The sequence below is a fragment of the Stutzerimonas stutzeri genome (assembly GCF_018138085.1).
GTDB classification, from domain to species: Bacteria; Pseudomonadota; Gammaproteobacteria; order Pseudomonadales; family Pseudomonadaceae; genus Stutzerimonas; species Stutzerimonas stutzeri_AI.
In genome coordinates this window covers 2,516,447-2,541,009 of the sequence record NZ_CP073105.1, presented here as the reverse complement: position 1 = coordinate 2,541,009, position 24,563 = coordinate 2,516,447, and the positions used below count along the sequence as shown (strand labels likewise).

Sequence of the window (24,563 nt, the reverse complement as noted above, 5' to 3'; positions counted from 1 at the left end):
CGCTTTCGATAATCCGCCTCGACACGACTGCCTGTCGTCACATCAGCGGAGAGCGCCATGCACAACAAGAAGAACGTGAGTACAACCCTGATCCCGTTGGCCCTGGCCAGCGCGATTGCCATGACCCTGAGCCAGTCGGCGGTTGCCGAAATCAAGCTGTACGACAAGGACGACACTACATTCTCCGTCGACGGCTACTTCAATACCTTCTACGTCAGCAGCAAGGTCGACCGTGCCGGCGAACAGTTCGATCGCGACCAGTCGCGGGTAAAGATGGGTTTCCTGCCCAACTACATCGGCTTCAACTTCGGCAAACAACTCGATGACGTGAAAGTGGGCGGTCGCTCGTCCTTCTGGGTCACCATCAACGACAGCGACAGCAACGGTACCGAGACCGGCATCGACGTCCGCCAGTTCTACGGCACCGCATCCAACGACCAGTGGGGTGAGGTGCTCTTCGGTAAGGACTTCGGTCTGTTCGGCCGCTCCAACATCTTCCTCGACGAGATGCTCACCGGCTACGGCCAGGTCAGCGACACCCTGGGTCTGGTCGATTTCGGCGGCGTCTCCTTCGGCAACATCGGTACCGGCTACCCGTACCCGTTCCCGACGTCCCAGGTTACCTATCGCTCGCCGGTGATGGGCGGCCTGCGTATCGCTGCCGGCATCATGGACCCGGTCGATACCACGGACGACCAGAGTTCGGCGCTGGATGAGGCCTACCAGGACAGCCCCCGCTTCGAAACCGAGGTCACCTATCAGTTCGACCTCGGCGGCGCGCAGTTCTACACCTGGGTCAACGGTATGCAGCAGAGCTCGAAGAATACCGACAGTACGGTCGACGACGTCGATTCCAAAGGTCTCGGCTATGGCGTTCAAGCCAAGATGGCCGGGTTCTCGCTCACCGCGTCGGGCTTCCAGGCCGAGGGCATCAACCCGTTCTATACCAATAACGCCGGTAAAGCCCACCTGCGCGATGTCGACAGCGATGGTTACCTGCTGCAAGGCTCCTACACCTTCGGCAAGAACCGCATCGCGCTTTCCACCGGCAAGACCAAGGATGACGGCAACGGCCTGGGCACCGCAGCCGACTACCAGACCCGCGGCATCGCCTACTTCCGTACCATCAACGACAACCTGAAGCTGGTTGCCGAGGTGAACGAGTTCGAGTTGCGCGGCCACGACACGGACGCCCTCGACGAGGACACCCGCACCTTCGCCATCGGTGCCACGCTCAGCTTCTAAACCGCCTCAACGGTCACCAGACGGGCACCTCTCGGGGTGCCCGTTTTTTGTCTGATCGCCTGCGCTTCACCCGCTGCCAGTCCCGCGGTCTTTCGTCGCTTTGCTACCTAGGCATGTCGTCGCCGGTACTGAAGTAGCATTTTCGTACCCAATGCCCTGACCAAGAATGAGGTCATACGATAAGTGTGTATTGGGGTGCGTGCGTGATCGAGCAAGAGTCCAAAGAAGTGCGCACGGCCATGTCAGAGGCGCGTGATCCCGAAACGGTCGCCCAGGATCTGGCTCGCCAGCTGATCCATCCGCACCTGGGCTTCGTCCTGTTCTTCTGTTCGGCCGAGTACGACCTGCCCGCGCTGGGAACCGCCCTGCATCAGTACTTCGGGGGCGTCCGGCTGGTTGGCTGCACCTCCGCCGGGGAAATTACTTCGCAAGGCTACGGTCGCAGTTGCGTCACCGCGGTCGGCTTCGATCACCGTAGCTTCTCAATCGCATGCGAACTGATCGACGAGATGGACCGCTTCAGCCTCATCGACGCACAGCAATTGGTCGAACGTCTGGGCAGCGACTGCCGCAGCAACTCGCTGGCGCCGATCAAGGATCACAGTTTCGCGCTGACCTTGCTCGATGGCTTATCCAGCCGCGAAGAGATTGTCCTGTCAGCACTGAGTGCCGCGTTCGGCAGCATTCCGCATTTCGGCGGCTCGGCCGGTGACGACAACCATCTGACCGATACCCACGTCTATTACGACGGCCAGTTTCACAGCGGCGCGGCCATCGTCGTGCTGATCAACACCTGGCTCGATTTCGAGGTGTTCACCACCCACCACGTCCTGCCGCGCTCCGAGAAGCTGGTGGTCACGCGCGCCGACAGCCATTCGCGCCGCGTCTATGAGCTCAATGCCGAGCCTGCCGCAGAAGAGTACGCACGGTTGATCGGTGTCGAACTCAGCGAACTGGATCACCGGCTGTTCGCGGCGCATCCGTTGGCGGTGCGCATCAACGAGCACTACTACGTGCGCTCGATTCAGAAGGTCAACGAGGACCTGAGCCTGACGTTCTACTGTGCGGTGGAGAACGGCATCGTGCTCACCGCCATGCGCCCCGGCCCGCTGATGCCCAATCTGGAGTCGCTGTTCGAGCGTCTCGAGCAGCGCCTCGGTCCGCCGCTGTTGACCATCGGCTGCGACTGTTTCCTCAGGCGCCTCGAAATCGAGGGCAATGGCTCCACAGAAGACACTTCGGCCTTTCTTCGGCGCCAGCAGGTGATCGGCTTCAACACCTATGGAGAGCAGTTCAATGGCATGCACATCAACCAGACCTTCACCGGCGTCGCCATCGGCCGGCCTGGAGGGCGGGGCAGCCGCTGAGCTACTCGTCAGGCAGGCTGAGCTCGAACGCGAGAACTACAAGCTGCGTCGCATCAACGACGCCTTGATCGAGCGTATCGAATCGAGCGGCAGCGGACGCGACGCCTCCTATGCGGCGTTTCAGCATTCGGTCGAACTGGCCGAGCAGGTGCGTGAGCGGACCGATGCGCTGAACCAGGCGATGGCCGAACTCAAGGCCAGCAACCGCCTGCTCAGCGATGCGCGCCTGCGTGCCGAAACCGCGCATCAGCATCTGGTGGACGCCATCGAGAGCATCTCCGATGCCTTCGTGCTGTTCGACAAGGACCAGCGCATCGTCCTGTTCAACAAGCGTTTCAAGTCGCTATGGAGCCGCACCCGGGCACGCATAAACAGCGGCACACGACTGTCGGAGCTCAAGCGGCTGGCCGAAAGCAGCGGCATGATCGCCGAAGAACACCGCGGCAAGGCCAACGAGCCGACCGTCTACCGCCTGCATAACAGCCGCTGGGTTCAGGTCAGTGAGCGGCCGACCCGCGAGGGCGGGTTGGTGATGCTCTACACCGACATCACCGAGGTGAAACTCAGCGAGACCATGCGCCGGGAACAAGCCTTGGCGCAAAAGTCGCGACTGCTGCAGCGGGCCGTCGACAACCTGTCCCAGGGCGTGGCGATGGTCAGCGCCGATGGCAGCCTCGAACTCTGGAACGGCCGCTTCCTCGAACTCTGCGGCCTGGCGCCAATCGAGGCGCATCGGCCTTTCGAAGAGGTGATGGCCGACAGCGAACTCAAGTTGCTGACACCCAACACCTTCGACGCCGATGGCCAGCCCTTGACCGAACTGGAACAGCATCTGTTCGACGGCCGCACGCTGGAGATCCGTACGCATCCGCTGCCCACCGGCGGTTTCGTCAACACTTTCACCGACATCACCGAGCGCTATCGCCATGCCGAAGCCCTGCGTGAAAGCGAGCGCTGGATTCGCCTGATCACCGACCACGTGCCGGCGTTGATCGCCTACGTCTCGGCGGACCTGACTTACGAGTTCACCAACAAGGTTTATGAGGAATGGTATCGCTGGCCCAGCGACGGCATGCTCGGTCAATCCCTGCGTGACGTTCACAGCGGCCAGCACTGGCAGCAGTTGGAGCCCTACATCGACCGCGCGCTGTCCGGCGAAAGCGTCAGCTTCGAGCTGGCCGAGCGCAACCACTCCGGACAGCAGCGTTACATGCTGCGTTCCTACGTGCCCAACCGCCAGGCCAACGGCGAAGTGGCGGGCATATTCGTTCTGATCCAGGACATCACCGATCGTCGTCGCACCGCTGAGGCCTTGCATCAGGCCTATCAGAACCTCGAACAGCGGGTGCGTGAGCGCACGGCGGAGCTGACCAGCCTGAACGAGCAGTTGCTCTGCGAGATCGACGAGCGCGCCCATGCCGAGGCGCGTCTGCGCGAGGCCAAACGCGAGGCAGAGCTGGCCAACCTGTCGAAAACCAAGTTTCTCGCGGCGGTCAGCCACGACCTGCTGCAGCCACTCAATGCGGCGCGGCTGTTCACCAGCGCGTTGCTCGAACAACCTGCGGCACCCAGCAGCGGGTTGATCCGCAACATCAGCAATTCCCTGGAAGATGTGGAAAACCTGCTCGGCACGCTGGTGGACATTTCCAAGCTGGATGCCGGTGTGATCAAGCCGGACATCGCGCCGTTCGCCGTCAGTGAACTGCTGGAAAACCTGGCGGTGGAGTTTCGCCAGATTGCCGGCAGCGAGCAGCTGCGACTGGACTTCATTCCCTGTTCGGCGCTGGTGCGCAGCGACATCCAGCTGTTGGCGCGCATCCTGCGCAACCTGCTCACCAACGCCATTCGCTACACGCCCAGCGGCCGCGTGATGCTCGGCTGCCGCCGCCGCCGGCAGAGCCTGTCGATCGAGGTCTGGGATACCGGCGTCGGCATCCCCGAAGACAAGCTTGAAGAAATCTTCCATGAATTCAAACGCGGCGAAGGCGTGCGGCCGCAGCAGGACCGCGGACTCGGCCTGGGTCTTGCCATCGTCGAGAAGATCGCGCGGATTCTCGGCCATCGCATCCAGGTCAGTTCGGTGCCGGGGCACGGCTCGAAGTTCGCCATCGAAGTACCGCTGGCCAAGCGGGCGCCAAAAGCCACCCCAGAGGTCGCCAGCACCGATCTGCTACTGGAGCGGCTGAAAGGCGCGCGGGTATGGGTGCTCGACAATGACACGGCGATCTGCGCCGGAATGCGTACCTTGCTGGAGGGTTGGGGATGCCAAGTGGTCACCGCGCTTTCCGAGCAGGATCTGGCCGGGCAGGTCGACAATTTCCACGCCGACGCCGACCTGATCATCGCCGACTATCACCTGGATAACGGCTGCAACGGCGTCGACGTGGTGGAGACGGTCAATGCCCGACGGGCGAGCCCGCTGCCGGCGCTGATGATCACGGCCAACTACAGCAACGAGCTGAAGCAACAGGTGCGAGAGCTGGGCCACATGCTGATGCACAAGCCGGTGCGGCCCATGAAACTGAAAACCGCCATGTGTCACATGATGGAGCAGGGGCATTCCTGACCTGCGCGGGGCCCGATTCGCAGGGCTTGTCTGAGCAGGTGAGGGTGTCGCAGGGGCGATGCCTGCTGGGACGACGCAGCCCCTGGCTCAGCTACGGATGGTTCCAGCCGAGCGGGTGCCCGAAGCGCCGTTCGTAGCGATCGGGCGTTGTCGAATATTTGCCTGGGTGCCTTTGCACCAGCGGGCAAGCGCGCTTGGCGGCAGGCGTGGCGAAGGAGCAGTTCTTTGCCTCAACGACGCAAGTAGGAAGTGAAGTCGATATCGCCGGCTGAGAGGATCGCTTGCACGCGGTTGTGCACGTTCAGCTTGCGCAGGATGGCTGAGACATGGGCCTTGACGGTGGTCTCGGCGATGTCGAGGTTGTAGGCAATCTGCTTGTTCGACTCGCCCTTGGTCATGCGCTCGAGTACTAAAAGTTGCTTGCGCGTCAGGGCCTGCAACAGCTCGGGCGGGATGCTCTGTTCATTGTGTTGGGCGCGGCGAGTGCTGGCTTTCTGGCTGCGAATGATGTCCGAGGGCAGGTAGACGTTGCCGTTGAGAATCTGCTCGATGGCATCGGTCATCTGTGCGCGTGGCGACGACTTGGTGATGAAGCCGCAGGCACCATAGGTAATGGCCTGCAGCACGATCTGCTTGTCCTGCTCGGCCGAGACGATGACCACCGGGATGGTCGGCGCTTCGTTGCGCAGGTTGATCAGCCCATTGAGGCCGTGCATCCCCGGCATGTTGAGGTCGAGCAGCACCAGGTCGAGATCGTCGTTCTCCAGGGTGATGGCCAGGGCGCTATCGAGGTCAGCGGTCTCGAGAATCTCGCTGCCGGGAAAACCGTCCCGAATCACGTTCTGGATGGCTTCGCGAAACAGCGGGTGGTCATCAGCAATCAGTATCTTGTACAAGGCCGGTCACCTCATTTGTTGTGATTATGCGTAGGTGTGGTTCGGTAAAGGCGCTCATGCCACGCGGCGTCGCCTTATCCGGGCGCGTGCTCATTATCCCTGTCTGTCGCCAGCCTGCTCCCCGCGGCTGCATGTGTGTCGGCGTAGCGGCGGCAGCGGGCGCCTGGCGCAGCCGGGTGATATCGGGCAACCCGCCCATGGCTGCGTTCGTCAATGCCGCCGGCACGCCAGGCATCATCCAGTCCCCCAAGGACTTAGGTCGGTCACATTACAGGGCAAAATGCGCCATGTTGGAAATCCTACGATCGACATCGAAATCAGTACCAAGGTAGTAAAGCTTTATTCAAGCAGCCCGTCGCAGTGCGGCGTGCTGCGGGTTGAAGCTGAGAACCGACAGCAAACTGAACAGCAGCGTCAGGCCGAGGCAGACCCCCAGCGACAGCGGATCGAGGCGTTCGTACAGCGCATAGCGAACCAGCTCCACTGCGTAGGTGAACGGGTTGACCGAACAGATCCAGAACAACCATTCGTTGGCTTCGCGCATTTTCCACAGCGGATAGAGGGCCGAAGAGAGGAAGAACATCGGGAAGATGACGAAATTCATCACCCCGGCAAAGTTTTCCAGCTGGCGGATGCCGTTCGACAGCAGCAGGCCCAGCGCGCTAAGCAGCAACGCGACCAGCAGCAGCGCCGGTAGCGCAGTCAGCAGCCCAGCCACCGGCGGCTGCACGCCGTAGAACCAGGCGATCGCCAGGAAGGCATAGACCTGCAGCAGCGAGATCAGCGAGGTCGCCAGCAGTTTGCTCGCCAGCAGGAAGCTGCGCGGCAGCGGGCTCGTCAGCAGCACCCGCATGCTGCCCATCTCGCGGTCGTAGACCATCGACAGCGAACCCTGCATACCGTTGAACAGCAGGATCATGCAGGCCAGGCCAGGCACGATGTAGGTCTCGTAGGTGATGTAGGTTTCGTAGGGCTCGATGATGGCGATCCCCAGTGCCGCGCGAAAGCCGGCAGCGAACACCACCAGCCACAGGAGCGGGCGCACCAGGGCGCTGAAAAAGCGTGAGCGCTGCTGCACGAAGCGTAGCCACTCGCGGCCGATGATGGTGCGCAGGCATTCCCAATAGGCGGTCATGAAAGCTCCTGACTGAGTATTTCGGGGCAGAAGTTCAGGGACATGAATGCTCCAGAAAAGGGTCGCCGGTGCCGTGGGAGCGGTCTCGACCGCGAACGTGCCGGTGCGTTTTCTTCGCGGTCAAGACCGCTCCCACGAGGGGAGGAGTGCGTTTCGGGGCGCAAGGATTCATGTCGGCACCCGCTGGCTGGTGAGCCCTGCATGGTTGAACAGGGACCCAGAAAAAGTCGCCGGTGCCGTGGGAGCGGTCTCGACCGCGAACGTGCCGGTGCATTCTCTTCGCGGTCAAGACCGCTCCCACGAGGGGAGGAGTGCGGTTCGGGGTGCAAGGGCTCATGTCGGCACCCGCTGGCCGGTGAGCCCTGCATGGTAATGAACAGGGCTCCAGAAAAAGTCGCCGGTGTTGTGGGAGCGGTCTCGACCGCGAACGTGCCGGTGCGTTTTCTTCGCGGTCGAGACCGCTCCCACGAGGGGATGCGTGCGGTTCGGGGCGCAAGCGCTCATGTCGGCACCGGCTGGCTGGTGAGCCCTGCATGGTATTGAACAGGGCTTCAGAAGAAGCTCGCCGGTGTTGTGGGAGCGGTCTCGACCGCGAACGTGCCGGTGCATTCTCTTCGTGGCCAAGACCGCTTCCACGAGTGGAGGAGTGCGGTTCTGGGCGCAAGGATTCATGTCGGCACCCGCTGGCTGGTGAGCCCTGCATGGTAATGAACAGGGCTTTAGAAGAAGGTCGCCGGTGCTGTGGGAGCGGTCTCGACCGCGAACGTGCCTGTCCACTCTCTTCGCGGTCAAGACCGCGCCCACGAGGGGAGGCGTGCGGTTCGGGGCGCAAGGGCTCATGTCGGCACCGGCTGGGCGGTGAGCCGCGCGAAAGCCTGCTGCAGGCCGCCATCGGCAGCTGACAGCCCGGCGGCGCTGCCCTGTGCAACGAGCTGACCGCGGTTGAGGATGATCAGGTCATCGTCGGCGCTGACTTCGTCGAGCAAATGGGTCGTCCAGAGAACGCTCATGCCTTCATCGCACAGCGACCGGACGTGATCGTTCAGAGCCTGGCGGCTCGCCGGGTCGAGGCCGGCGCTGGCTTCGTCCAGCAGCAGCAGACGCGGTCGATGCAGCAGGGCGCGTGCAATCTCGACGCGACGGCGATGCCCGCCGTTGAGCTCACGCACCTTGCTCTTGCGCCGCTCGCCGAGCTGCTGGCGGTCCAGCTCCAGCTCGATGCGCTCGCCGGCCAACTTGCGCGGCATGCCGTGCAGGGCGGCGTGGTAGCGCAAATTCTGCTCGACGCTCAGGTCCAGATCCAGCGTGCTTTGCTGAAACACCACGCCCAGACGCCGCAGTGCCTCGCGCGGCTGCTCGCGCAGACTATGACCGTCCACCCTGATCTCGCCGCGCTGCAGGTCGTAAAGACGGGTGAGCAGGGCGATCAACGTCGACTTGCCGGCCCCGTTGGGCCCGAGCAGCGCGGTGAAGCGCCCGCTGGCGGCGCTGAAGCTGACGTCCTGAAGCGCCTGACGTGCACCATAGGCGAAACTGACGTCCGCTACCTCCAGCGCGCTCATGGCGCGACCACCACGCCCCAGGGATAACGCCCGACCTTGATCGACTTGGTCACTTTGAGTGAGGGCACGTCGATGACCGACACGTCCCCGCTGACGCCGTTGGTTGTCAGCAGGCGGCTTTCATCGGGGTTGAACGCCATATGCCAGACGCGATGCCCAACCAGCAGGTAGTCGAGCACCTCGTAGGTCTTCGCGTCGATGACCGCTACGCGGTTAGCCGGGCCGAGGGCGACGAAGGCGTACTTGCCGTCGGCGCTCAGGCGAATGCCGACCGGCTGGATCTTGTCGCGGTGTACGCCCTTGATCTCGAAATCGATAGTCTTTTGCACCTTGCGCTGGTCGACATCGACAATCGTCACGGTGCCGCCGATTTCCGACGAGGCCCAGAGGGTCTTGCTGTCATGACTGAACTCCACATGCCGCGGGCGCTGGTCGACCAGGGTGTTGTCTACCAGCGTGTTGGTGGCGGTATCGATCCAGTGCAGCATGTTGGTGGTTTCGCTGGTATTGATCGCCCACTTGCCGTCGGGCGACACGGCCATGCCCTCGGGCTCGACGCCTACCTCGATCTGGGCAATTACCGCTTCGCTGTCGACATCCACCACCGTAACCAGCGCATCGTCTTCGTTGGAGATGTACAGCCACTTGTTATTGGGATGCAGGGCGAACTGTTCCGGGTCGGCGCCCGATGGCAACTGCTTGATGATCCTCCGCGTCGCCAGGTCCATCACCTGGACAGTGTCCGAGTCGCTGGCGCAGATATAGAGCAGCTTGTTGTCATGGGACAGTGCCAAGCCGCGAGGCCGTTGGCCGACCTCCAGTGTGTCCACCGTTTCCATCGAGTCCAGGTCGATCACGCTGATGGTGTCGTCCTTTTCGTTGGACACATAGGCAGTGGCCGCCAGCGCAGAGCTGGCGGTCCACGCGAGGCCGCAGGCGATGGCAGAGGCAAGGAGCGTTCGGGTCATGGTTCGGTCTCGTTATTGTTGTAAGGGCGCTTGCCGTCAGCGAGGCGCAGTGGGTGAATCCAGCCGTCGTAGATAGTCATCGGCCTCGGTCTGGCCATCTGCCGAGGCGCGCTGCAGCCAGTAGCGTGCGGCCTGTACGTCAACCGTGACGCCACGGCCCTCGGCGAGCGCAACGCCCCAGTGATAACGGGCGAGACTTACGTAGGCGGCGGTATCCGGTTGCTCGGCACCGAGTTTGATGAGCGCAGCCGCCTTTTCCAGGCTCAGGGGCACTCCGGTGCCGGATTCGTACATCTGCGCCAGCCATATCATCGAATAGACGTCGTTCCAGCGCTCGACGCAGTCTTCGAATATCTTCAGCGCCGCGGCGTGATCGCCGGTTTTCTGCGCTGCGTACCCGTAGAGGCATTTGATTCGCTTGTCGCTATCGACGAAGGATTCGTAGCTCAGATCGCTGGTTTCGCCAAACGCCGCGGGCGCCGTCAGGAGTAGTGCCAGACGTAGTGAATTGGCTGGCATTGGCTCAGAGTTCCTGCTCGCTCAAACGACATTGGCTTTCGGGCCGGTCGAAGCCCAGCGTGTCCAGTTCGCTGGTCGGATGCAGAAAGCCTTCCTGGGGCGAGTTGGAAACCAGACCGCGTGGGTGCACCAGCGGAATCGGCTGGCGCAGCTCGCCGCTCCAGGGGCGAAAGGTCAGCTTGCGACCCTTGAAGCCGTCCACCGGTAGCGTTTCGCTAAGGGAAAGCTGGAGGATGCCTGCCGGGTCGGGGTTGCCCAGTCGGGTAACCGCGGTGGCAATGCTGCGTACGCCGATCCAGGCGGCGAAATCACGGTCGTTCATCCAGCGGTTGGCAAGCGCCTCGAAGCGCTTCTGCAACTGCGCCGCGCCGTAGGTTTCCACCGTCTTGTGCCAGCCGGTGGGCGTCATGCCCTGGGTGCCGACCACCGGGCGCGGTAGCCAGGTCTGATAGGGCACGTACTCGCCGAAGTCGCCTCGCTCGTCCGCCACCACCACCACGTCGTAATCGTCGGCCTGTGTGAACAGTGGCATCTCCGCCTGGGCGGTGCGGCGCTGGTCATTGTCGAAGGTCCAGGCCTTCTCGAGGACGATCTTGTGGCCGAAGCGTTTGGCTGCGCGCCGGATGGCCGCCGCGTAGGCCTGGTCTTCCGGCGTCGGGCCGCTGATCAGCAGCCAGCGGTTCCAGCGGCGCACCGCGAGGAACTGGCCCAGGGCATCGGCCAGCATGCTGCGGCTCGGCAGGGTATGCAGCACGTTGGCCAGGCAGGTCGTGGTGCGCAGTTCGTCGCTGGCGCTGCCGGCATTGATCAGCAGGCTGTCGGGTAATGCTTCGGCGAGCTGGCGCAGGCTGTCGTCCGGTGCGTTGACGATGAACAGCCGCAGGCCGTCGTTGCGCAACGCGCGCGCGTCGTCGAGCAGGTGTTCTGGCGAGTCGCTGTTACGTGCGGTCAGCTGGTAGCTGTGGTTGAGGAAGCGACCTGTGGTGTTGCTGTCGGTGATCGCCAGCTCCGCTCCGCGCAGCCCGGCATCGTCCGGCTCGGGAATGACGTTGGAGAGCAGCGGGCCCGGATCCGGACGGTAACCTAGATAGCCGATGCGCACGTCCAGCGCTTCGCCAGCGACCGCTGCGGTGTTCGCCAGGGCGGCGCAGCAACACAGTACCAGCAGGCGACCGGTGCGTAGCAAAGGATGGGGCATGGGCGACTCCTATGGCGTTGCGACCAGCATAGGAACCCTGGCGGGGCGGGGAAATATGCAGAAAGTACCAGTCGTTGTGTACCAAGGTAGTAGCCAGCGCGTCGGCGAGGCGCCCTAGGATGGCGCTCATCCACAATAAGAAGAGCTTGCCCCCCATGACGCCTTGCAGAGCCCTGATCCTCAATCTTTTGCTGTTCGGTAGCCTGATCGGTTTCGATCAGGTTCACGCAGCCGGCGACCTGACCCTGCGCCCGCAGGCATTACCCGATCTTCGCTTCGGTTCCGAGGAAAGCGATTACGCCGTCTCGCAGAAGGAATATCAGCTTGAAACCGGCACGGCCTATCGGTTGAAGGTCGTTGTCGACGGACAAAAGGCCTGTGCGTTCCAGGCGCCGGAGTTCGCGCGCTCGATATTCCTGCGCAAGGTCGAGGCCGGTGGGGTCGAGATCAAGGCCATCACGCTGGTCGAGCTGGAGTTCGAAGACGCGGGCGAGGCGGAGCTGTTCTTCGTGCCCGTCAAGCCCGGCAGCTTTGCTTATTACTGCCAAGGGCTGCAAAACAAAGGCATGGAAGGGCGCTTCGTGGTCAAGTGATGCACTGGCCTTCGATCTAACGGCTCCGGGCGCTGCGCATGTCGGCACTTTGGCGAATCAGTCTGCTGGTCTCATTGTTTTTCGGTCTGGTGGCGAGCATCTGCACGGTGGTGCTCCTGCGCCAGGCCAGTCACGATGTGGTCCGGGAGCTCGATGCCGCGGGTGCTGTGATCGGCTATCTCAAAGACGTTGCAGAGCGCGACCCGGCCGACTTGCAGCCCGGTCTTACCCGTCACCTGCGACACGTTAAGGTGCGTTGGTTGAATGATGCTGCCGTCCAGACACAGCCATTGTCGGAGCGGCGCGGCTGGCTGGAAGCGGCCTTGTATCCGGATTCGCTCGCCGAGCCGCTGACCGTCCGCTTAGCCGATGGCCGGGCTTTGCAATTAAGCGTCGATCCGCAAGATGAAATTGAGGAAGTCCGGGATTCGCTGCGCCAGCTGCTGGTGCTGTTCGGCATCGCGTTGGCGCTGAGCCTGCTGGCGATTCGCTGGGCCGTTCGTCCAGCCTCGGACGTACTGCATCAGTTGCTCGCAGCCTTCGGCCGGGTATCGCAAGGCCAGCTCGATACACGTCTGCCGAATCAGTCGATGCTCGAAGCGCGGCAGCTGGCCGGCCATTTCAACCGCATGGTGAGCTCGCTGGAGAATGCACGAAGGGACAACGACGATCTGACGCGCGCTTTACTGGCATTGCAGGAGCGCGAACGCACCCAGCTCGCTCAGACGCTGCATGATGATCTGGGCCAATACCTTGCTGGCATCCGCGCTCAGGCCTGCTTGCTCCAGGCGATCAAGGACCAGCCATGTATGGTCAGCAGCACCGCGCACCGCCTCGACGAGCACTGCGAGCAATTGCAGGATGGATTCCGTCGCCTGACCCATGAGCTCTACCCGGTGATGCTCGATCATCTCGAGCTGCCAGAGGCCATGCGCCTGCTGGCCGAGCAGTGGCAGAGCGCTCAAGGTATCGAACTGCGCCTGCGGATCGATCACCGTGTGCCGAGCCTGCCACTGCATACCAAGGAGCACCTGTATCGTCTCTTGCAGGAGTCGCTGACCAACGTGGCCAAACATGCGCAGGCCAGCTTCGTACGTGTGCGGCTGCGCTTGAGCGGGCGGAGGTTAAGGCTGCTGATCCGTGACAACGGCAATGGCCACCAGGGGGCACGACGGCCCGGCATCGGTCTGCGGTCAATGCAAGAGCGCGCGCGTGCGCTGGAAGGCACCCTGATCGCAACCCACTGCAGAAGCACCGGCTGGGTCGTCTACCTCGACATTCCCTATAAGGAGTCAGCGTCCAATGAAGATTCTGCTTGTCGATGATCACGCTGTGGTTAGGCAAGGCTATGCCGCGCTGCTGCGGGTCTTGCTTCCGGAAGCTCAGGTGATCGAGGCCTGCGATGGCGAGCAAGCGTTGTCGAGGGCCGAGCAAGCCCCACCCAGCCTGGTGATCATGGACGTTGGCTTGCCAGGCATCAGCGGCGTTGAAACCACACGGCGATTGCTGCAGCGACTGCCCCAACTGCGTGTGCTGTTTTTCAGCATGCACGACGAGCTGCCGTTGGTGCGCCAGGCGCTGGATGCAGGCGCCGCGGGCTACATCACCAAAAGCTCATCGCCCGAGGTGCTGGTGGATGCGGTGCGGCGTATTCTGGCTGGTCATGCGTATATCGAGCAGCCGTTGGCGACCCAGCTGGCGCGCAATCCGGTGACAGTTGACGCGCCGGACCCGCGCCTGCAGGAAATGACGCAGCGCGAATTCGAGATATTCGTGATGCTTGCCAAGGGAACCCCTACGCGGTTGATCGCTGAGCGGCTGTGCATCAGTGGCAAGACCGTTTCCAACTACCTGACCATGCTCAAGAGCAAGCTCCAGGTCAGCTCACACGCCGAACTGGTTCACCTGGCCATCGACACCGGCGTGCTGCGGGTTGGCGAACGGGTTGCCGGCTAAGATGGAGCTGTAAGCACAACCCCCGCGCATGGTTGTCACTGCCGAACCGTGCAATAGTTGACCGTCCCTAATCCCCGCGGGTAGCGCCCGCGATCGAGGAGCCGTTGCATGATCAAAGTCAGCGTGATGTACCCCAACACACCGGGCGCCCGGTTCGACCACGACTATTATCGCGACAAGCATCTGCCGCTGCTCAAAGCCCGCATGGGCGATGCCTGCCTTTACTACACGATCGACAAGGCCATTGCCGGCGGCACCCCTGACAAGCCGGCGCCGTACGTTGCGATGTGCCACATCTTCTGTGATTCGGTCGAAGCCTTTCAGGCCGGCATAGGCCCTCACGCCGAAGAGATCATGGCGGACATCGCCAATTACACCGATTTGACGCCGATCCGGCAGGTTAGCGAGGTCGTGGTAGGGCACTGACCGCCGCGTCAATGGTGTCGTGCGCCGACCTGACCTGGTTCCGTCCGCTGTTCTTGGCCAGATAGAGCTGCCGGTCGGCCTGCTGCATAAGGCCGTCCAGGTCGCTGGCTTGTGATGGATAGTGCGCTACGCCTATGGACATGGTCAGGCGTAGCGCGCCGGCGCGCGTATCCAGCGCCTGGGCTGCGAATTGTTCGCACAGCCGCACCAGCTTCGCCACGGCCTCGTGCGGCGGGGTGCGCGGCAATACCAGCAAGAACTCCTCGCCACCGATGCGAAAAGCCGCATCGGTGTTGCGCAACCCGCCCAGCAGGAATGCCGCCACGCCCTTCAAGGCGTCGTCACCGGCCGCGTGGCCGTATGTGTCGTTCAGTCGCTTGAAATGATCGAGGTCGACCATGGCCAGTGCGATAGGTGTTCCATCACGCTGCGCGTGGGCCAGCTCGTGGGCGAAGAATTCCTGCAGGTAACGCCGGTTGTACAGGCCCGTGAGCGGATCGCGAAGTGCCTGGTTCTGCAGCGTTTCATGAAGGCTGGTAATGGTCGCCAGTTGCTGTTCGCTCAGTGCCAGCGCCTCGGCCAGTTGCTGCTGGCTGCGCTGGAACTCGGTGATGTTGCGCAGATAGAGCATCTGCCCCAGTCTCACCGGCCCTTCCCGCGTAGCGCGACAGATCGATCGAACGCGGACCTCGAAATGCTGCTGCTGCGCGTCGACGCTCAGCATCTGCGGCGCGTCTCCGAGCTCCCGCTGCACGATGTCGTCCAGCGTGCTGCCGATGTAGGGCCATTGCGCCAACGGGCGACCGCGCCAGTCGCGCTTGAGGTGCGCCAGGCGAAGTGCAGCGGGGTTGGCCTCGATTACGCGGCGTTGCGGGTCGACCACCAGCACCGGGTCGATCAATGCATCGAGCAGCAGGTGGCGCGCTATTGGCAACAGATCGAACAGCCGCAGCCCGCTGATCGCCCAACCGAACCCTGCAAGCGTCAGCGCAAAGCTGAACGGCGTGGGATCGAAGCCGAACAGCGACCAGCCAAACGCGATGTAACTGATATTGGCCGCCCAGGGAATGGTGGTAAGCACCAGGAAAACCACATAGTGCCGCCTATGCAAGCCGCGGCTGAGCACCGCCGCGCGCAAGGTGATGCCGATGCAGAACAGCATGAAAGGGTAGCCATAAGCGGCCGCCAGGTAGAACAACGGTCCGTGCTGGTAGGCGATCGGTGCGTTGGGCGCTGAAGAGATCGGCGCGCTTGCCGTGCCGTAGAACTGCCAGTGCCAGGGGTTGGTCAGTGCCAGCAGCCAGAACAGCGCCGGCATTGCCATGAGGGCGATGATAGCGAGCGGCTTGAGTGGGCGATGCACGCTGTTGGCGTATTGCCAGAGAAACACCGACCAGAACGTCGGCACACCGAGGATCGCGGGCCAGGCCATGCCTGCCCAGAACATCTTGCAGCTCTGCTGGTGAACGCTCATTTCCAGCGCAGCAACGCCGAGCCACCAGAGGATAGCCAGGTGCATCAAGGTGAAAGCGGAACTGCCGGCGAATTGCCGTTGGTGACGAACCCAGCGAGTCAACACCGCGACGCCGAGGCCAACCAGCAGAGCCATCAGCACGGGGGCTGAAAAACTCCAATCTGAATTCAAACAGGCCAACATCGGGCCGCCCTCGATACGTGCGCAGGTGAGCGAATTTCTGTGCGGCGAAGATACCTCAAAGCCGTGTATCCGGGTGAATGATTGTACTGGCGTTCTGCCTTTCTTTCGGCGCTCTCAGCGGAGCTAGGGCGTCGATTCTGAACTTACGACGGCTGCGTTCTTCATACTTTGATTACGTTGCAATGGAGCGCCACAGCACCGATATGGTCTTTCTTTTCCTGGGAATCGCGCTTTTTCTGATCACAGCGGCGGATATCACCAAAACCACATTGTCGACGCGGGGCGGCGGGACGATCACCAATGGCGTCTCCCGGCTGGTGTGGCGGGGCTTTTTTATCGCGGCGGGGCGGCGAGGGGCGTCGAAGCCGCTCGAATACGCCGGCCAGTGCGTGCTGATGCTGGTGTTGCTCACCTGGATCGTCTGTTTGTGGCTCAGCCTGTTTCTGATGCTCGCCTCGGATCCCGGCGCGGTGGTCGATGGCACGACCAAACTGGCAGCCGACTCGTGGGAAGTGCTCTATTTCGCGGGCTTCACCTTGTCGACGCTGGGCGTGGGGGACTACGTGGCATCGGGCGATGGCTGGCGGGTTCTGACCAGTGCCGCCGCCTTTTGCGGGCTGACCTTCATCACAGCTGCGATTACCTACATCGTTCCGGTGCTGTCAGCCGTCAGCTTGCAAAATCAGCTCAGCCTGCTGATCACCAGCATGGGCCGGACGCCACAGGAAATCCTGGTGAACAGCTGGAACGGCTCCGACTTTTCGCGTTTCTACGACAACGCCAGCGACATCCGCCAGATGCTGGTGGAGCACACCTTGAACCATCACGCCTATCCGGTGATCCGCTGCTTTCACAACAGGCATGCCAGCAAGAACATCATTCCGGCTGTCGTCATGCTCGATGATGTGCTGAGGTTGCTCGACCAGGTCGCCGAGGACGTCCCCCAGGACGGACTCAAGCGCAAGATGCTCGGGTCGGCACTCGATAGGTATCTCTATTTGCAACGCACGCACTATCTGAATGGTGCTTCTTCCGATGTGGCACGACCTGACATCGACGTTTCGCCACTCAAGGTTGTGCACATTCCGCTGAAAGCACGCACGGGCGAGGATGGGACTGAGCAGCAGCGACGCGCACTGCTGACCGCGCTGCTCGAGGCGGATGGCTGGCGTTGGGAGCACATCTACGGGACCGCCGCGCAGCGTTCGGGCTGAACGGGCCTGCGTCTGGAAAGGCCAGGCGTAGGCCCGACGGCTCAGGTCCGTCGCGTTCAGTTCTTCAGTTGGCTGGCAAACTGGCCCACCGCGCTGACCACGCGCTGGGCGCCGTCTTGAATTTCCACGATCACCGAGCCGGCCTGGTTGGCGAGCTCGAGCCCGTTTTCGGCCTGGCTGCGGCTGGTCGACATGCTGTGTACGGCGGCCTGCGCGAGGTCCTGGTTCTTGCCGACGACGCCGACGATCTCACCCGCTGCTTTGCTGGTCCGCGCCGCGAGCTGACGGACCTCATCGGCCACCACGGCAAAACCACGGCCCTGGTCGCCGGCTCGAGCGGCTTCGATGGCCGCGTTCAGTGCGAGCAGGTTGGTCTGGTCGGCGATGTCGCTGATCGTTTTAAGAATTGCGCTGATGAGCTGCGATTGTTTGTCCAGTGCCTCGATCCCGTCGGATGCTTCCTGCATCTGCGCGGCGATCTTGCGCATGACGCCGACCGTCTCCTGTACCACAGCGGCGCCTCGCTGGGCGCTCAGATCGGTTTGCTGCGAGGTGTCGTAGGCAATGGTGGCTGCCTCGGCGACCGCCAATTCGCGATTGACCTGGTCCGTGATCACGGTTGCAAACTTGATCACCTTGTACAACTTTCCGTAAGCGTCGTGTACCGGGTTGTATGAGGCTTCGAGCCAGACGACCTGGCCGTGCGCGTCGATACGCTTGAAGCGTTCAGCGACATACTCGCCACGGTTCAGGCATGCCCAGAAGTCGCGGTAGGCCGACGAATCGCTTTCTTCGCGGGTACAGAACAGGCTGTGGTGCTTGCCCCTGATCTGTTCCAACCGGTAGCCCATGGCGTTGAGAAACTGATCGTTGGCGGTGATGACGTGCCCGTCCAGATCGAATTCGATCACGGCGGTCGACCGTTTGAGCGCACTGATGATGCTTTCATGCTCTCGTGAGGTCGCAATGGTGCGGGTCAGGTTGTTGGCGCATAAGGTGAAGTGGCGCAGCGAGCCGTCAGCGGCCTTGATGGGCTGCCAGATCGACCGAAGCCAGGCTTCTTTTCCGTTCGCCTGCAGCATGCGGAAGGCACCGTTGAGATGCTCGCCGCGCTGCATGGCGCGCTTGAGGCTGGTGTAGTTGGGCTCTTTACGGAACTCATCGGAAAAGAAGCTATCGATCGAGCAGCCGACGATATCGTCGAGGCGCAAGCCCATCTCGCTCAGGAAAACCGGGTTGGCGTACTGAACGTGACCGTTGGGATCAACCTCCAGCACCATCATCTCGCGGTACAACGACTCCTTGATCTGTCGGTTGGTCGCGACTTCTTCGCGCAACGCCGCTAGCTCCAGTTTCAACTGCTTGTTGAACATGTTTGTGGTCCGATGAGTGAAAGCACGAATGTTGTACAAGCTCATCGGCATGTACAAGTTTTTCTTGAGTGACTTTCAAACATATTTTTACCCGGACCAGGCGTCGCCACTGCTGGCAGGGCAAGGGGCTCATGGCCGCTACCAGCGTACGATGGCTGCGCTTTTACCAGGCAGCCATGCGCTCTGGTGCTCGTTGAGTCAGAGCTACATCTGGACGTCTCGCGGGCCGGGCGTCACTACGTCGGACAGGGTAGAGCGGCTGTCGCCAGCACCTTTCTTGACGACGCTGAAGCTACCGTCGGTTTCCAGCACCACCGCCTCGGCGCCGTCCTGTGCCGAGATGCCGCTGGAACGCAGGGCAGAGCGCACTTCGTCTTCGGTCACCCGGGCCTTGCGCATCGCCTCGCCCAGCATCTGCCCTTGGTAATACAGCAGCGCAGGCTCACCGGTCACCAGCTTGCGCACCCAGCCAACCCGCACGCTGGTCCAGGTCACCAGAAACTGCAGGCCGATCAGCAACGCGAGCGCCAGCGTACCTTCGGCCAGTGCCACGTTCCGGTTCAGCAGAATGGTGGCGAAAGTCGATCCCAGCGCCACGGTGACGACCAGGTCGAAGGCGTTCATCTTCGAAAGGGTGCGTCTGCCTGAAATGCGCAGCAAAACGATGAGATTGATATAGGCCAGCACGCCGATGACGAGCGTGCGAAGCAGGGTCGACCAACCGCTAAAAAACATGCCTTCCACGGCTACCTCCGTTGGGGAACGTCTGCGGTAGACGACAATCGCGCGGACGGGTTGCACGGCGGTGCCGGGTTTATGGAGTCGAATCGTCAGGGTTGCGGGCGCCGCGCTGGCATGATGCGGTCGGCCAGCAGCCGCTCCGGATCATCCCCAAGCGCCAGAAACACGGCTAGCGCGGCATAGGCATCGTTGGCGGCGTAGCGCTGCTGTGCCTCGGTCAAGCGCGCATTGGCCCAGTTGGACGTCGACACGCGCCGGGACTTGCTGATGGCTGCACCCAACACCGCGGCCACCGCACCGCGGAGCCCGACCTGGCCCTTCTTGCCCTCATATCGCAGCGCTGTTCCGAGATCGATGCTGTGCTGCAGTTCGATCCCGAGCCGGGTGTGAAGACGGCTGCGGTCTGAACTCAGGCCGAATCCGACTTTGAGCACCCGCTCGGATTCCAGTATCTGCTTCGCCGCCTCCGCGCATCCTTGCGCTCCGATCTGCAACAGATAAGCCCGTTCCGGCGTCGCGAGCTGAATCAGATGGGGACCATCGGAGCGCTCACCCACCCGGAAGGTGGGCTTGGATTCGGTGTCGAAGCCGATCTGCGCATGGCCCAGAACATCTTCGACCGCCTGACGGAACTCCGTAGGCGTGCGAGGGATTACGATCCGGTCCAGGGCCAGACCGGCGAAGCAGGGCAGGCTGTCGAGCTGCGTTACCTGAGGGATTCGAATGATGTGTGCCTCCGCTGACGAAAGCGTCGTGAATCTACATAGGGCCCCTTAGTAAAGCGCATCCAAACATCGACAGCGCTTGCCTATTGTTCCCAGTCGCGTGGGCAGTCCAGGCAATCTTCCATGTAGGTGCCCTGGAAGGTTGCGTAGTGCCGCCGCGCGCCGGTCAGGGTAGCGCCTGCAAGATTGGCCTCGTTGAGCTTGCCTTCCTGCAAATTTGCATCGGTCAGATTGGCATGGCTGAGGTCAGCCTTGCTCAACCAGGTCATCTCCAGATTGGCAGCGGTCAGGTTGGCGCGCTGCAGCTTTGCCCCGCTCAGGCGCGCGAACTCGAGATTGGCTGCAGTCAGATTGGCGCCGTCGAGCCGTGCGGCCTGGCCGAACAGGCCCCATCCCTGTATCGCGACCAACTGCGCATCGCTGAGAATCGCCAGGCGCAGGTTGGCTTGTTGCAGGTTGGCTCGAGTGAGGTTGGCACCGGTCAAATCGGCCTTCTCCAGGTTGGCCAGGTCGAGGTTGGCGTGGCGCAGATTGGCGCCGGTCAGATCGGCCCCTGCCAGATCCATTTTGCGCATGTCCTGGTTGCTCAGGTCAGCACCGCGGAGATCGGCGTGGGGACATTTGCTCTCCGGTTGAATGATGCAACCGTTGATGGTCGGGGGCTGCTCGTCTTCAGCATGCAGTGGTGCGCTGACGAGCAGCGCGATGGGCAGCAGATAGCGGGACATGTTCATGGCGGCTCCGAAGCATCGGGGAAAAATGTCGGCCATCCGGCGATGGCCAGGGCAATGGCGGGGCGCCGAGAGAGCGCCAACCCGGGCGACGCTCCCGCCATCGCATTAGCTTGCTGCCGAATCAGCGTCTGGCGGTCTGGTTTTCCCAACTCGGGATACGAAAGGCCCAGAACGAACCACCCTGAGCGACCGGTTTGGTCAGTGCGGCCATGTCTCCGCCCCACAGCGGTACCGCACCGCCATAGCCGACCGTCACACCAATGAACTGCTCGCCGTCCTGCTCCCAGGTAATCGGGGGCGCGATGATTCCGCTACCGGTCTGGAATTTCCAGAGCTCCTCGCCGGTCTTCGCGTTGAAGGCTTTCAGGTAGCCATCGCCTGTTCCGGTGAACACCAAGTTGCCTTTGGTGGCGAGCACGCCGGCCCAGAGCGGTAGCGCTTCCTTGTGCTCCCAAGCCACCTTGCCGGTGCGCGGGTCCATTGCACGCAGGATGCCGACGTGATCGTCGTACATGCGTTTGATCCGGAAACCCTGGCCGAGATAGGCATTGCCCTTTTTGTAGCTGACCTCTTCGGTCCAGTAGTCCTCTTTCCAGTGGTTGGCGGGGACGTAGAACAGGCCGGTGTCCTGGCTGTAGGCCATGGGATTCCAGTTCTTGCCGCCGAGGAACGGTGGCGAGACCTCCACCGACTTGCCATGCGCTTCACCAGGCTCGGGTTTCGGCGGGCGCTGGCCTGCGTTTTCCACCGGTCGACCGGTTTTGAGGTCGATATGGCTGGCCCAGCTGATGTTGTCGACGAAGGGGAACGCATTCTGCAGCTTGCCGTCCTGGCGATTGACGACGTAGAAGAAACCGTTGCGGTCAGCGTGGGCGGTCGCCTTGACCGTTTTGCCGTCCTTGCCCTTGTAGTCGAACAGAACCAGCTCGTTGTTGCCGGAGAAGTCCCAGGCATCGTTCGGCGTGTGCTGGTAGAACCATTTCACTTCGCCGGTGCTGGCATCGACGCCAACCTGCCCGGAGGTGTAGAGGCTGTCATAGTCCTTCGGCTCGCCGCCTTCGGCGGTGCGTGCCCAGCCGTTCCAGGGAGCCGGGTTGCCCGCACCGACGATGATGGTGTTGGTCTCGGCATCGAAACTCGCGCTCTGCCAGGGCGCGCCACCACCCTGGCTCCAGGCTTCCTTCTTGCCGGTGGGGGAGTTGGCGTCGTCGGGCCAGGAGGGCGCCTTGACGTCTCCGGTCGGCGTGCTGTCCTTGCCGTTGAGGCGGCCCACGTGGCCTTCGACGAAGGGGCGCATCCAGACCTCCTCGCCGGTGTCCGGGTCGCGGGCGAACAGCTTGCCGACGACGCCGAATTCGTCGCCGGAGCTGCCGTGTATCAGCAGGACCTTGCCACTCTTCTGGTCCTTGATCAGGGTGGGCGCGCCGGTCATGGTGTAGCCCGCCCCGTGATCTCCGAACTTCTTCTTCCAGACGACCTTGCCGGTGTCCTTGTTCAGCGCGACCACTTGAGCGTCGAGGGTTCCGAAGTAAATCTTGTCACCGAAGATGGCCGCCCCGCGGTTGACCACATCGCAGCAAGGTCGGATATCGGCCGGCAGCCGGTGTGCGTAGCTCCAGAGGCGCTTGCCGGTGCGTGCATCGAGCGCGAAGACACGTGAGTAGGAGCCAGTCACGTAGATAACGCCATCATGCACGATGGCCTGGGACTCCTGCCCCCGCTGTTTCTCGTCGCCGAAGGAAAAGGACCAGGCGGGTGTCAGCTTGAAGACGTTCTCATCGTTAACGTGGTCCAGCGGACTCCAGCGTTGGGCGTTGGTGCCCATGCCGTACTGCAGCACGTCTGCGGTCGATAGGTGATCGTTGGCGATGTCCTCCCAGGTGACGTTTCTGGCAGTTGCGACGCCACTGGAGGTGAGTCCGGCAACGAGCACGGCGATGGCAAGCGGGCATCTGCTGCCCAGATCTGATCGAGTTGTCATTATTGGTTTCCCTTGGTCGATTCGAACGTGGCCAGGCGCTGCGCTCGCGATGCGGTCGGTTGCTTGGGGGCAAGCAACAGGCCAGGCGATTCGAATAGTGGAAGCCGGGCGTGGCGGCCGATACGGAAAAGCTCCCGCTGATTCAGGGAAAACTTCCCAATCAGCCTGTGTTTTCGAACCGCTACAGGTGTGCCGTGCACAGGCCTCATGAGGCCCTACTACCAAGGGAGGAGAAGCAGGCAACCAAAGCACCATTCTGCCGTGGAGTCGCAAACTCCAAGATGTCCAGCATGCGCTCCGAATGGGGTTGCCTTGCTCAGGTATTCGAAATCAACGGTGGTAGTCATGAATAATAAAATCGCACTGCGCGCTCTCTTTGCTGCTGGTCTGCTTGGTGTTGCCGGCCTGGCGCTGGCTCACGGCGACGTCACGCCACAAAAGGTCGAGACCAAGGGCCTGACTCCCCTGGGAGAAGAGTGGGTGGATGAGAACCCTTATCGCGCCCCCAGCAAGGACCATGACAAAGCCGTCGAGATCGGCGCTTCCGCCTACAACCAGAACTGCGCGCGTTGCCATGGCCTGGAGGCGATCTCTGGCGGTATCGCGCCCGACCTGCGAGACCTGGAAGTCAGCTATGACGGCGACGAGTGGTTCAAGGAGCGCGTGATCAACGGAGCGGTCCGCGACGGCGCCGTGTACATGCCGCGTATGGCCGATTACCTCAGCCAGGAAGCGCTCTGGGCGATTCGCACCTACATCGAAAGCGAAGCTGCCAAGCGGTGATCGCCATGCGCCAGTTGCTAGCGGTTCTGTGCCTATCGATGTGGTGCTTGCTGGCTCAGGCGGGCGTGATCAAGGTGCGGGCATACGATGACATCGTCGCCTCGGGCGTGCTCAAGGTGGCGATGTACGAGAACTTTCCGCCCTATAGTTTCATCGAGGATGGCAAACCGCGCGGGGTCGATGTGGACCTCGCCAACGCACTGGCTAAGGCGCTCGGGCTGAAGGTCGAGGTGCTCTGGGTCACGCCCGGCGAAACGCTGGACGATGACTTGCGCAACTTCATCTGGAAGGGGCACTACCTGCGCCCGGACGTCCTGGCCGACGTGATGATGCGCGTGCCTTACGACCGTGAGTACAGCCTCAAGCGCAACGACGTCGGCGAGCTGGTCAACGAGCAGGTGGTGATGTTCGCACCCTACCAGCGTGAGCGCTGGCAGGCCGCCTACGACGACCGCCGCCTGGAAGAGCTGTCCAGTGTGGGTGTGCTGCGTTTCCATCCGGTCGGCGTGGAGATCGACAGCGTGCCGTCGTTCTACCTGTCCTCGGTGTTCAACGGCAGCATCGCCAAGATGCTGCACCACTATCCCACCGCGCAGGCGGCATTCAACGCGATGCATACGGGTGAGGTGGACGCCACCATGGCCATGCGCGGCGAGATCGACTGGATGCTGCACAACGCCCAAGACGATCACCTCAAGCTGGCCGAAAACGCCTACCCGAACATGGGCCGCCAGGCCTGGGATCTCGGGATGGCCGTCCATGAGTCCAACCGTCAGCTTGCCTATGCGCTGGAAGCCCAGGTTCAGGAGCTGATCGAGGAAGGCGGTCTGAAGAAGATGTTCAACGGTTACGGTCTGCAATACGAGCTGCCCGATCTGTACCAGGCACAGTAAAGGGCGAATGGGTCGCGATGCGGCAGCGACC

23 protein-coding genes are annotated in these 24,563 nt (G+C 62.3%); 11 read left to right on the top strand and 12 right to left on the bottom strand.

Translation table 11 applies throughout. The features are described 5' to 3' along the window. Positions 1–57 precede the first annotated feature (57 nt). From KCX70_RS11700 to nahK, 3 genes are all read left to right on the top strand, one after another. Positions 58–1,245 (top strand): porin, encoded by a 1,188-nt coding sequence (locus tag KCX70_RS11700; RefSeq protein WP_102850539.1) that lies wholly within the window; start codon positions 58–60, stop codon positions 1,243–1,245. 239 nt (positions 1,246–1,484) lie between these two features. Then, the gene (gene nosP, locus KCX70_RS11695; protein ID WP_165788471.1) at positions 1,485–2,612 is read left to right on the top strand and encodes a nitric oxide-sensing protein NosP; all 1,128 of its coding nucleotides are present in this window, start codon (positions 1,485–1,487) and stop codon (positions 2,610–2,612) included. Next, the gene (nahK, locus tag KCX70_RS11690; protein WP_212617638.1) at positions 2,542–5,178 is read left to right on the top strand and encodes a hybrid sensor histidine kinase/response regulator NahK/ErcS'; all 2,637 of its coding nucleotides are present in this window, start codon (positions 2,542–2,544) and stop codon (positions 5,176–5,178) included. The genes nosP and nahK overlap by 71 nt, the downstream gene beginning before the upstream one ends. A 230-nt stretch (positions 5,179–5,408) precedes the next feature. Here the strand turns inward: nahK and KCX70_RS11685 are convergent, their stop codons facing one another. The 6 genes from KCX70_RS11685 to KCX70_RS11660 form a co-directional block, all read right to left on the bottom strand. After that, entirely contained in the window at positions 5,409–6,074 is a 666-nt protein-coding gene (locus tag KCX70_RS11685; RefSeq protein ID WP_021206838.1) for a response regulator transcription factor, read from the bottom strand. A 343-nt stretch (positions 6,075–6,417) separates the two neighbouring features. Further along, the gene (locus tag KCX70_RS11680) at positions 6,418–7,209 is read right to left on the bottom strand and encodes an ABC transporter permease (RefSeq protein ID WP_212617637.1); all 792 of its coding nucleotides are present in this window, start codon (positions 7,207–7,209) and stop codon (positions 6,418–6,420) included. Between the two features lie 836 nt (positions 7,210–8,045). Then, positions 8,046–8,771, bottom strand: a complete 726-nt coding sequence (locus KCX70_RS11675; protein ID WP_212617636.1) for an ABC transporter ATP-binding protein — start codon at positions 8,769–8,771, stop codon at positions 8,046–8,048. After that, positions 8,768–9,739 (bottom strand): YVTN family beta-propeller repeat protein, encoded by a 972-nt coding sequence (locus tag KCX70_RS11670; RefSeq protein ID WP_212617635.1) that lies wholly within the window; start codon positions 9,737–9,739, stop codon positions 8,768–8,770. Before KCX70_RS11670 ends, KCX70_RS11675 begins: the two co-directional genes overlap by 4 nt. A gap of 36 nt (positions 9,740–9,775) precedes the next feature. Continuing rightward, positions 9,776–10,258, bottom strand: coding sequence for a tetratricopeptide repeat protein (locus KCX70_RS11665; protein WP_102850545.1), 483 nt, complete (start codon positions 10,256–10,258; stop codon positions 9,776–9,778). Positions 10,259–10,262: 4 nt separating this feature from the next. Continuing rightward, the gene (locus tag KCX70_RS11660) at positions 10,263–11,456 is read right to left on the bottom strand and encodes an ABC transporter substrate-binding protein (protein WP_212617634.1); all 1,194 of its coding nucleotides are present in this window, start codon (positions 11,454–11,456) and stop codon (positions 10,263–10,265) included. 155 nt (positions 11,457–11,611) lie between these two features. Here KCX70_RS11660 and KCX70_RS11655 point away from each other — a divergent pair, with 155 nt between their 5' ends. The 4 genes from KCX70_RS11655 (at position 11,612) to KCX70_RS11640 (ending at position 14,431) form a co-directional block, all read left to right on the top strand. After that, positions 11,612–12,049, top strand: a complete 438-nt coding sequence (locus tag KCX70_RS11655; protein WP_102846226.1) for a copper-binding protein — start codon at positions 11,612–11,614, stop codon at positions 12,047–12,049. Positions 12,050–12,087: 38 nt separating this feature from the next. Further along, positions 12,088–13,374 carry a histidine kinase gene (locus KCX70_RS11650; protein ID WP_212617633.1) on the top strand — a complete coding sequence of 429 codons (1,287 nt, stop codon included), beginning with the start codon at positions 12,088–12,090 and terminating at the stop codon, positions 13,372–13,374. Continuing rightward, positions 13,352–14,005 carry a response regulator gene (locus tag KCX70_RS11645; RefSeq protein ID WP_102850549.1) on the top strand — a complete coding sequence of 218 codons (654 nt, stop codon included), beginning with the start codon at positions 13,352–13,354 and terminating at the stop codon, positions 14,003–14,005. The genes KCX70_RS11650 and KCX70_RS11645 overlap by 23 nt, the downstream gene beginning before the upstream one ends. Positions 14,006–14,113: 108 nt before the next feature. After that, positions 14,114–14,431, top strand: a complete 318-nt coding sequence (locus KCX70_RS11640) for an EthD family reductase (protein WP_212617632.1) — start codon at positions 14,114–14,116, stop codon at positions 14,429–14,431. Here the strand turns inward: KCX70_RS11640 and KCX70_RS11635 are convergent. Continuing rightward, on the bottom strand, positions 14,406–16,040 hold the full coding sequence (locus KCX70_RS11635; protein WP_249121739.1) for a histidine kinase N-terminal 7TM domain-containing diguanylate cyclase: 1,635 nt from the start codon (positions 16,038–16,040) through the stop codon (positions 14,406–14,408). The genes KCX70_RS11640 and KCX70_RS11635 overlap by 26 nt on opposite strands. A gap of 230 nt (positions 16,041–16,270) precedes the next feature. Here KCX70_RS11635 and KCX70_RS11630 point away from each other — a divergent pair, with 230 nt between their 5' ends. Beyond that, on the top strand, positions 16,271–17,302 hold the full coding sequence (locus KCX70_RS11630; RefSeq protein WP_249121634.1) for a potassium channel family protein: 1,032 nt from the start codon (positions 16,271–16,273) through the stop codon (positions 17,300–17,302). Positions 17,303–17,358: 56 nt separating this feature from the next. Here KCX70_RS11630 and KCX70_RS11625 read toward each other — a convergent pair whose 3' ends face one another. The 3 genes from KCX70_RS11625 to KCX70_RS11615 all read right to left on the bottom strand — a co-directional run bounded on the left by KCX70_RS11625 (position 17,359) and on the right by KCX70_RS11615 (position 20,024). After that, the gene (locus KCX70_RS11625) at positions 17,359–18,675 is read right to left on the bottom strand and encodes a methyl-accepting chemotaxis protein (RefSeq protein ID WP_212617630.1); all 1,317 of its coding nucleotides are present in this window, start codon (positions 18,673–18,675) and stop codon (positions 17,359–17,361) included. A 204-nt stretch (positions 18,676–18,879) separates the two neighbouring features. Further along, positions 18,880–19,419 (bottom strand): DUF421 domain-containing protein, encoded by a 540-nt coding sequence (locus KCX70_RS11620; RefSeq protein ID WP_212617629.1) that lies wholly within the window; start codon positions 19,417–19,419, stop codon positions 18,880–18,882. Positions 19,420–19,505: 86 nt separating this feature from the next. Beyond that, entirely contained in the window at positions 19,506–20,024 is a 519-nt protein-coding gene (locus tag KCX70_RS11615; protein WP_249121738.1) for a 3'-5' exonuclease, read from the bottom strand. Between KCX70_RS11615 and KCX70_RS23295 the strand changes: the two genes are divergently transcribed. After that, positions 19,947–20,159, top strand: coding sequence for a hypothetical protein (locus KCX70_RS23295; RefSeq protein ID WP_249121633.1), 213 nt, complete (start codon positions 19,947–19,949; stop codon positions 20,157–20,159). The genes KCX70_RS11615 and KCX70_RS23295 overlap by 78 nt on opposite strands. 65 nt (positions 20,160–20,224) lie before the next feature. On the opposite strand, the gene KCX70_RS11610 is transcribed toward KCX70_RS23295, so the two are convergent. Both KCX70_RS11610 and exaA read right to left on the bottom strand, forming a co-directional pair. Continuing rightward, positions 20,225–20,875 carry a pentapeptide repeat-containing protein gene (locus tag KCX70_RS11610; protein WP_212617628.1) on the bottom strand — a complete coding sequence of 217 codons (651 nt, stop codon included), beginning with the start codon at positions 20,873–20,875 and terminating at the stop codon, positions 20,225–20,227. 121 nt (positions 20,876–20,996) lie between these two features. Continuing rightward, positions 20,997–22,856: a quinoprotein ethanol dehydrogenase gene (exaA, locus tag KCX70_RS11605; RefSeq protein ID WP_212617627.1), complete on the bottom strand. Its 1,860-nt coding sequence runs from the start codon at positions 22,854–22,856 to the stop codon at positions 20,997–20,999. A 345-nt stretch (positions 22,857–23,201) separates the two neighbouring features. Between exaA and pedF the strand changes: the two genes are divergently transcribed. Together pedF and KCX70_RS11595 are read left to right on the top strand one after the other, a co-directional pair. Beyond that, positions 23,202–23,639, top strand: coding sequence for a cytochrome c-550 PedF (gene pedF / locus KCX70_RS11600; protein ID WP_102850556.1), 438 nt, complete (start codon positions 23,202–23,204; stop codon positions 23,637–23,639). Between the two features lie 5 nt (positions 23,640–23,644). Further along, positions 23,645–24,532, top strand: coding sequence for a substrate-binding periplasmic protein (locus KCX70_RS11595; protein ID WP_212617626.1), 888 nt, complete (start codon positions 23,645–23,647; stop codon positions 24,530–24,532). Positions 24,533–24,563: the final 31 nt, after the last annotated feature.

What these genes read in the sequence shown, in the direction of transcription:
- KCX70_RS11700 (WP_102850539.1), top strand. Translation starts at nt 58, where the DNA reads ATGCACAACAAGAAGAACGTGAGTACAACCCTGATCCCGTTGGCCCTG.
- nosP (WP_165788471.1), top strand. Translation starts at nt 1,485, where the DNA reads ATGTCAGAGGCGCGTGATCCCGAAACGGTCGCCCAGGATCTGGCTCGC.
- nahK (WP_212617638.1), top strand. Translation starts at nt 2,542, where the DNA reads ATGGCATGCACATCAACCAGACCTTCACCGGCGTCGCCATCGGCCGGC.
- KCX70_RS11680 (WP_212617637.1), bottom strand. Translation starts at nt 7,209, where the DNA reads ATGACCGCCTATTGGGAATGCCTGCGCACCATCATCGGCCGCGAGTGG.
- KCX70_RS11675 (WP_212617636.1), bottom strand. Translation starts at nt 8,771, where the DNA reads ATGAGCGCGCTGGAGGTAGCGGACGTCAGTTTCGCCTATGGTGCACGT.
- KCX70_RS11670 (WP_212617635.1), bottom strand. Translation starts at nt 9,739, where the DNA reads ATGACCCGAACGCTCCTTGCCTCTGCCATCGCCTGCGGCCTCGCGTGG.
- KCX70_RS11665 (WP_102850545.1), bottom strand. Translation starts at nt 10,258, where the DNA reads ATGCCAGCCAATTCACTACGTCTGGCACTACTCCTGACGGCGCCCGCG.
- KCX70_RS11660 (WP_212617634.1), bottom strand. Translation starts at nt 11,456, where the DNA reads ATGCCCCATCCTTTGCTACGCACCGGTCGCCTGCTGGTACTGTGTTGC.
- KCX70_RS11655 (WP_102846226.1), top strand. Translation starts at nt 11,612, where the DNA reads ATGACGCCTTGCAGAGCCCTGATCCTCAATCTTTTGCTGTTCGGTAGC.
- KCX70_RS11650 (WP_212617633.1), top strand. Translation starts at nt 12,088, where the DNA reads ATGTCGGCACTTTGGCGAATCAGTCTGCTGGTCTCATTGTTTTTCGGT.
- KCX70_RS11645 (WP_102850549.1), top strand. Translation starts at nt 13,352, where the DNA reads ATGAAGATTCTGCTTGTCGATGATCACGCTGTGGTTAGGCAAGGCTAT.
- KCX70_RS11640 (WP_212617632.1), top strand. Translation starts at nt 14,114, where the DNA reads ATGATCAAAGTCAGCGTGATGTACCCCAACACACCGGGCGCCCGGTTC.
- KCX70_RS11635 (WP_249121739.1), bottom strand. Translation starts at nt 16,040, where the DNA reads ATGGCTCTGCTGGTTGGCCTCGGCGTCGCGGTGTTGACTCGCTGGGTT.
- KCX70_RS11630 (WP_249121634.1), top strand. Translation starts at nt 16,271, where the DNA reads ATGGAGCGCCACAGCACCGATATGGTCTTTCTTTTCCTGGGAATCGCG.
- KCX70_RS11625 (WP_212617630.1), bottom strand. Translation starts at nt 18,675, where the DNA reads ATGTTCAACAAGCAGTTGAAACTGGAGCTAGCGGCGTTGCGCGAAGAA.
- KCX70_RS23295 (WP_249121633.1), top strand. Translation starts at nt 19,947, where the DNA reads ATGGGGACCATCGGAGCGCTCACCCACCCGGAAGGTGGGCTTGGATTC.
- KCX70_RS11610 (WP_212617628.1), bottom strand. Translation starts at nt 20,875, where the DNA reads ATGAACATGTCCCGCTATCTGCTGCCCATCGCGCTGCTCGTCAGCGCA.
- exaA (WP_212617627.1), bottom strand. Translation starts at nt 22,856, where the DNA reads ATGACAACTCGATCAGATCTGGGCAGCAGATGCCCGCTTGCCATCGCC.
- pedF (WP_102850556.1), top strand. Translation starts at nt 23,202, where the DNA reads ATGAATAATAAAATCGCACTGCGCGCTCTCTTTGCTGCTGGTCTGCTT.
- KCX70_RS11595 (WP_212617626.1), top strand. Translation starts at nt 23,645, where the DNA reads ATGCGCCAGTTGCTAGCGGTTCTGTGCCTATCGATGTGGTGCTTGCTG.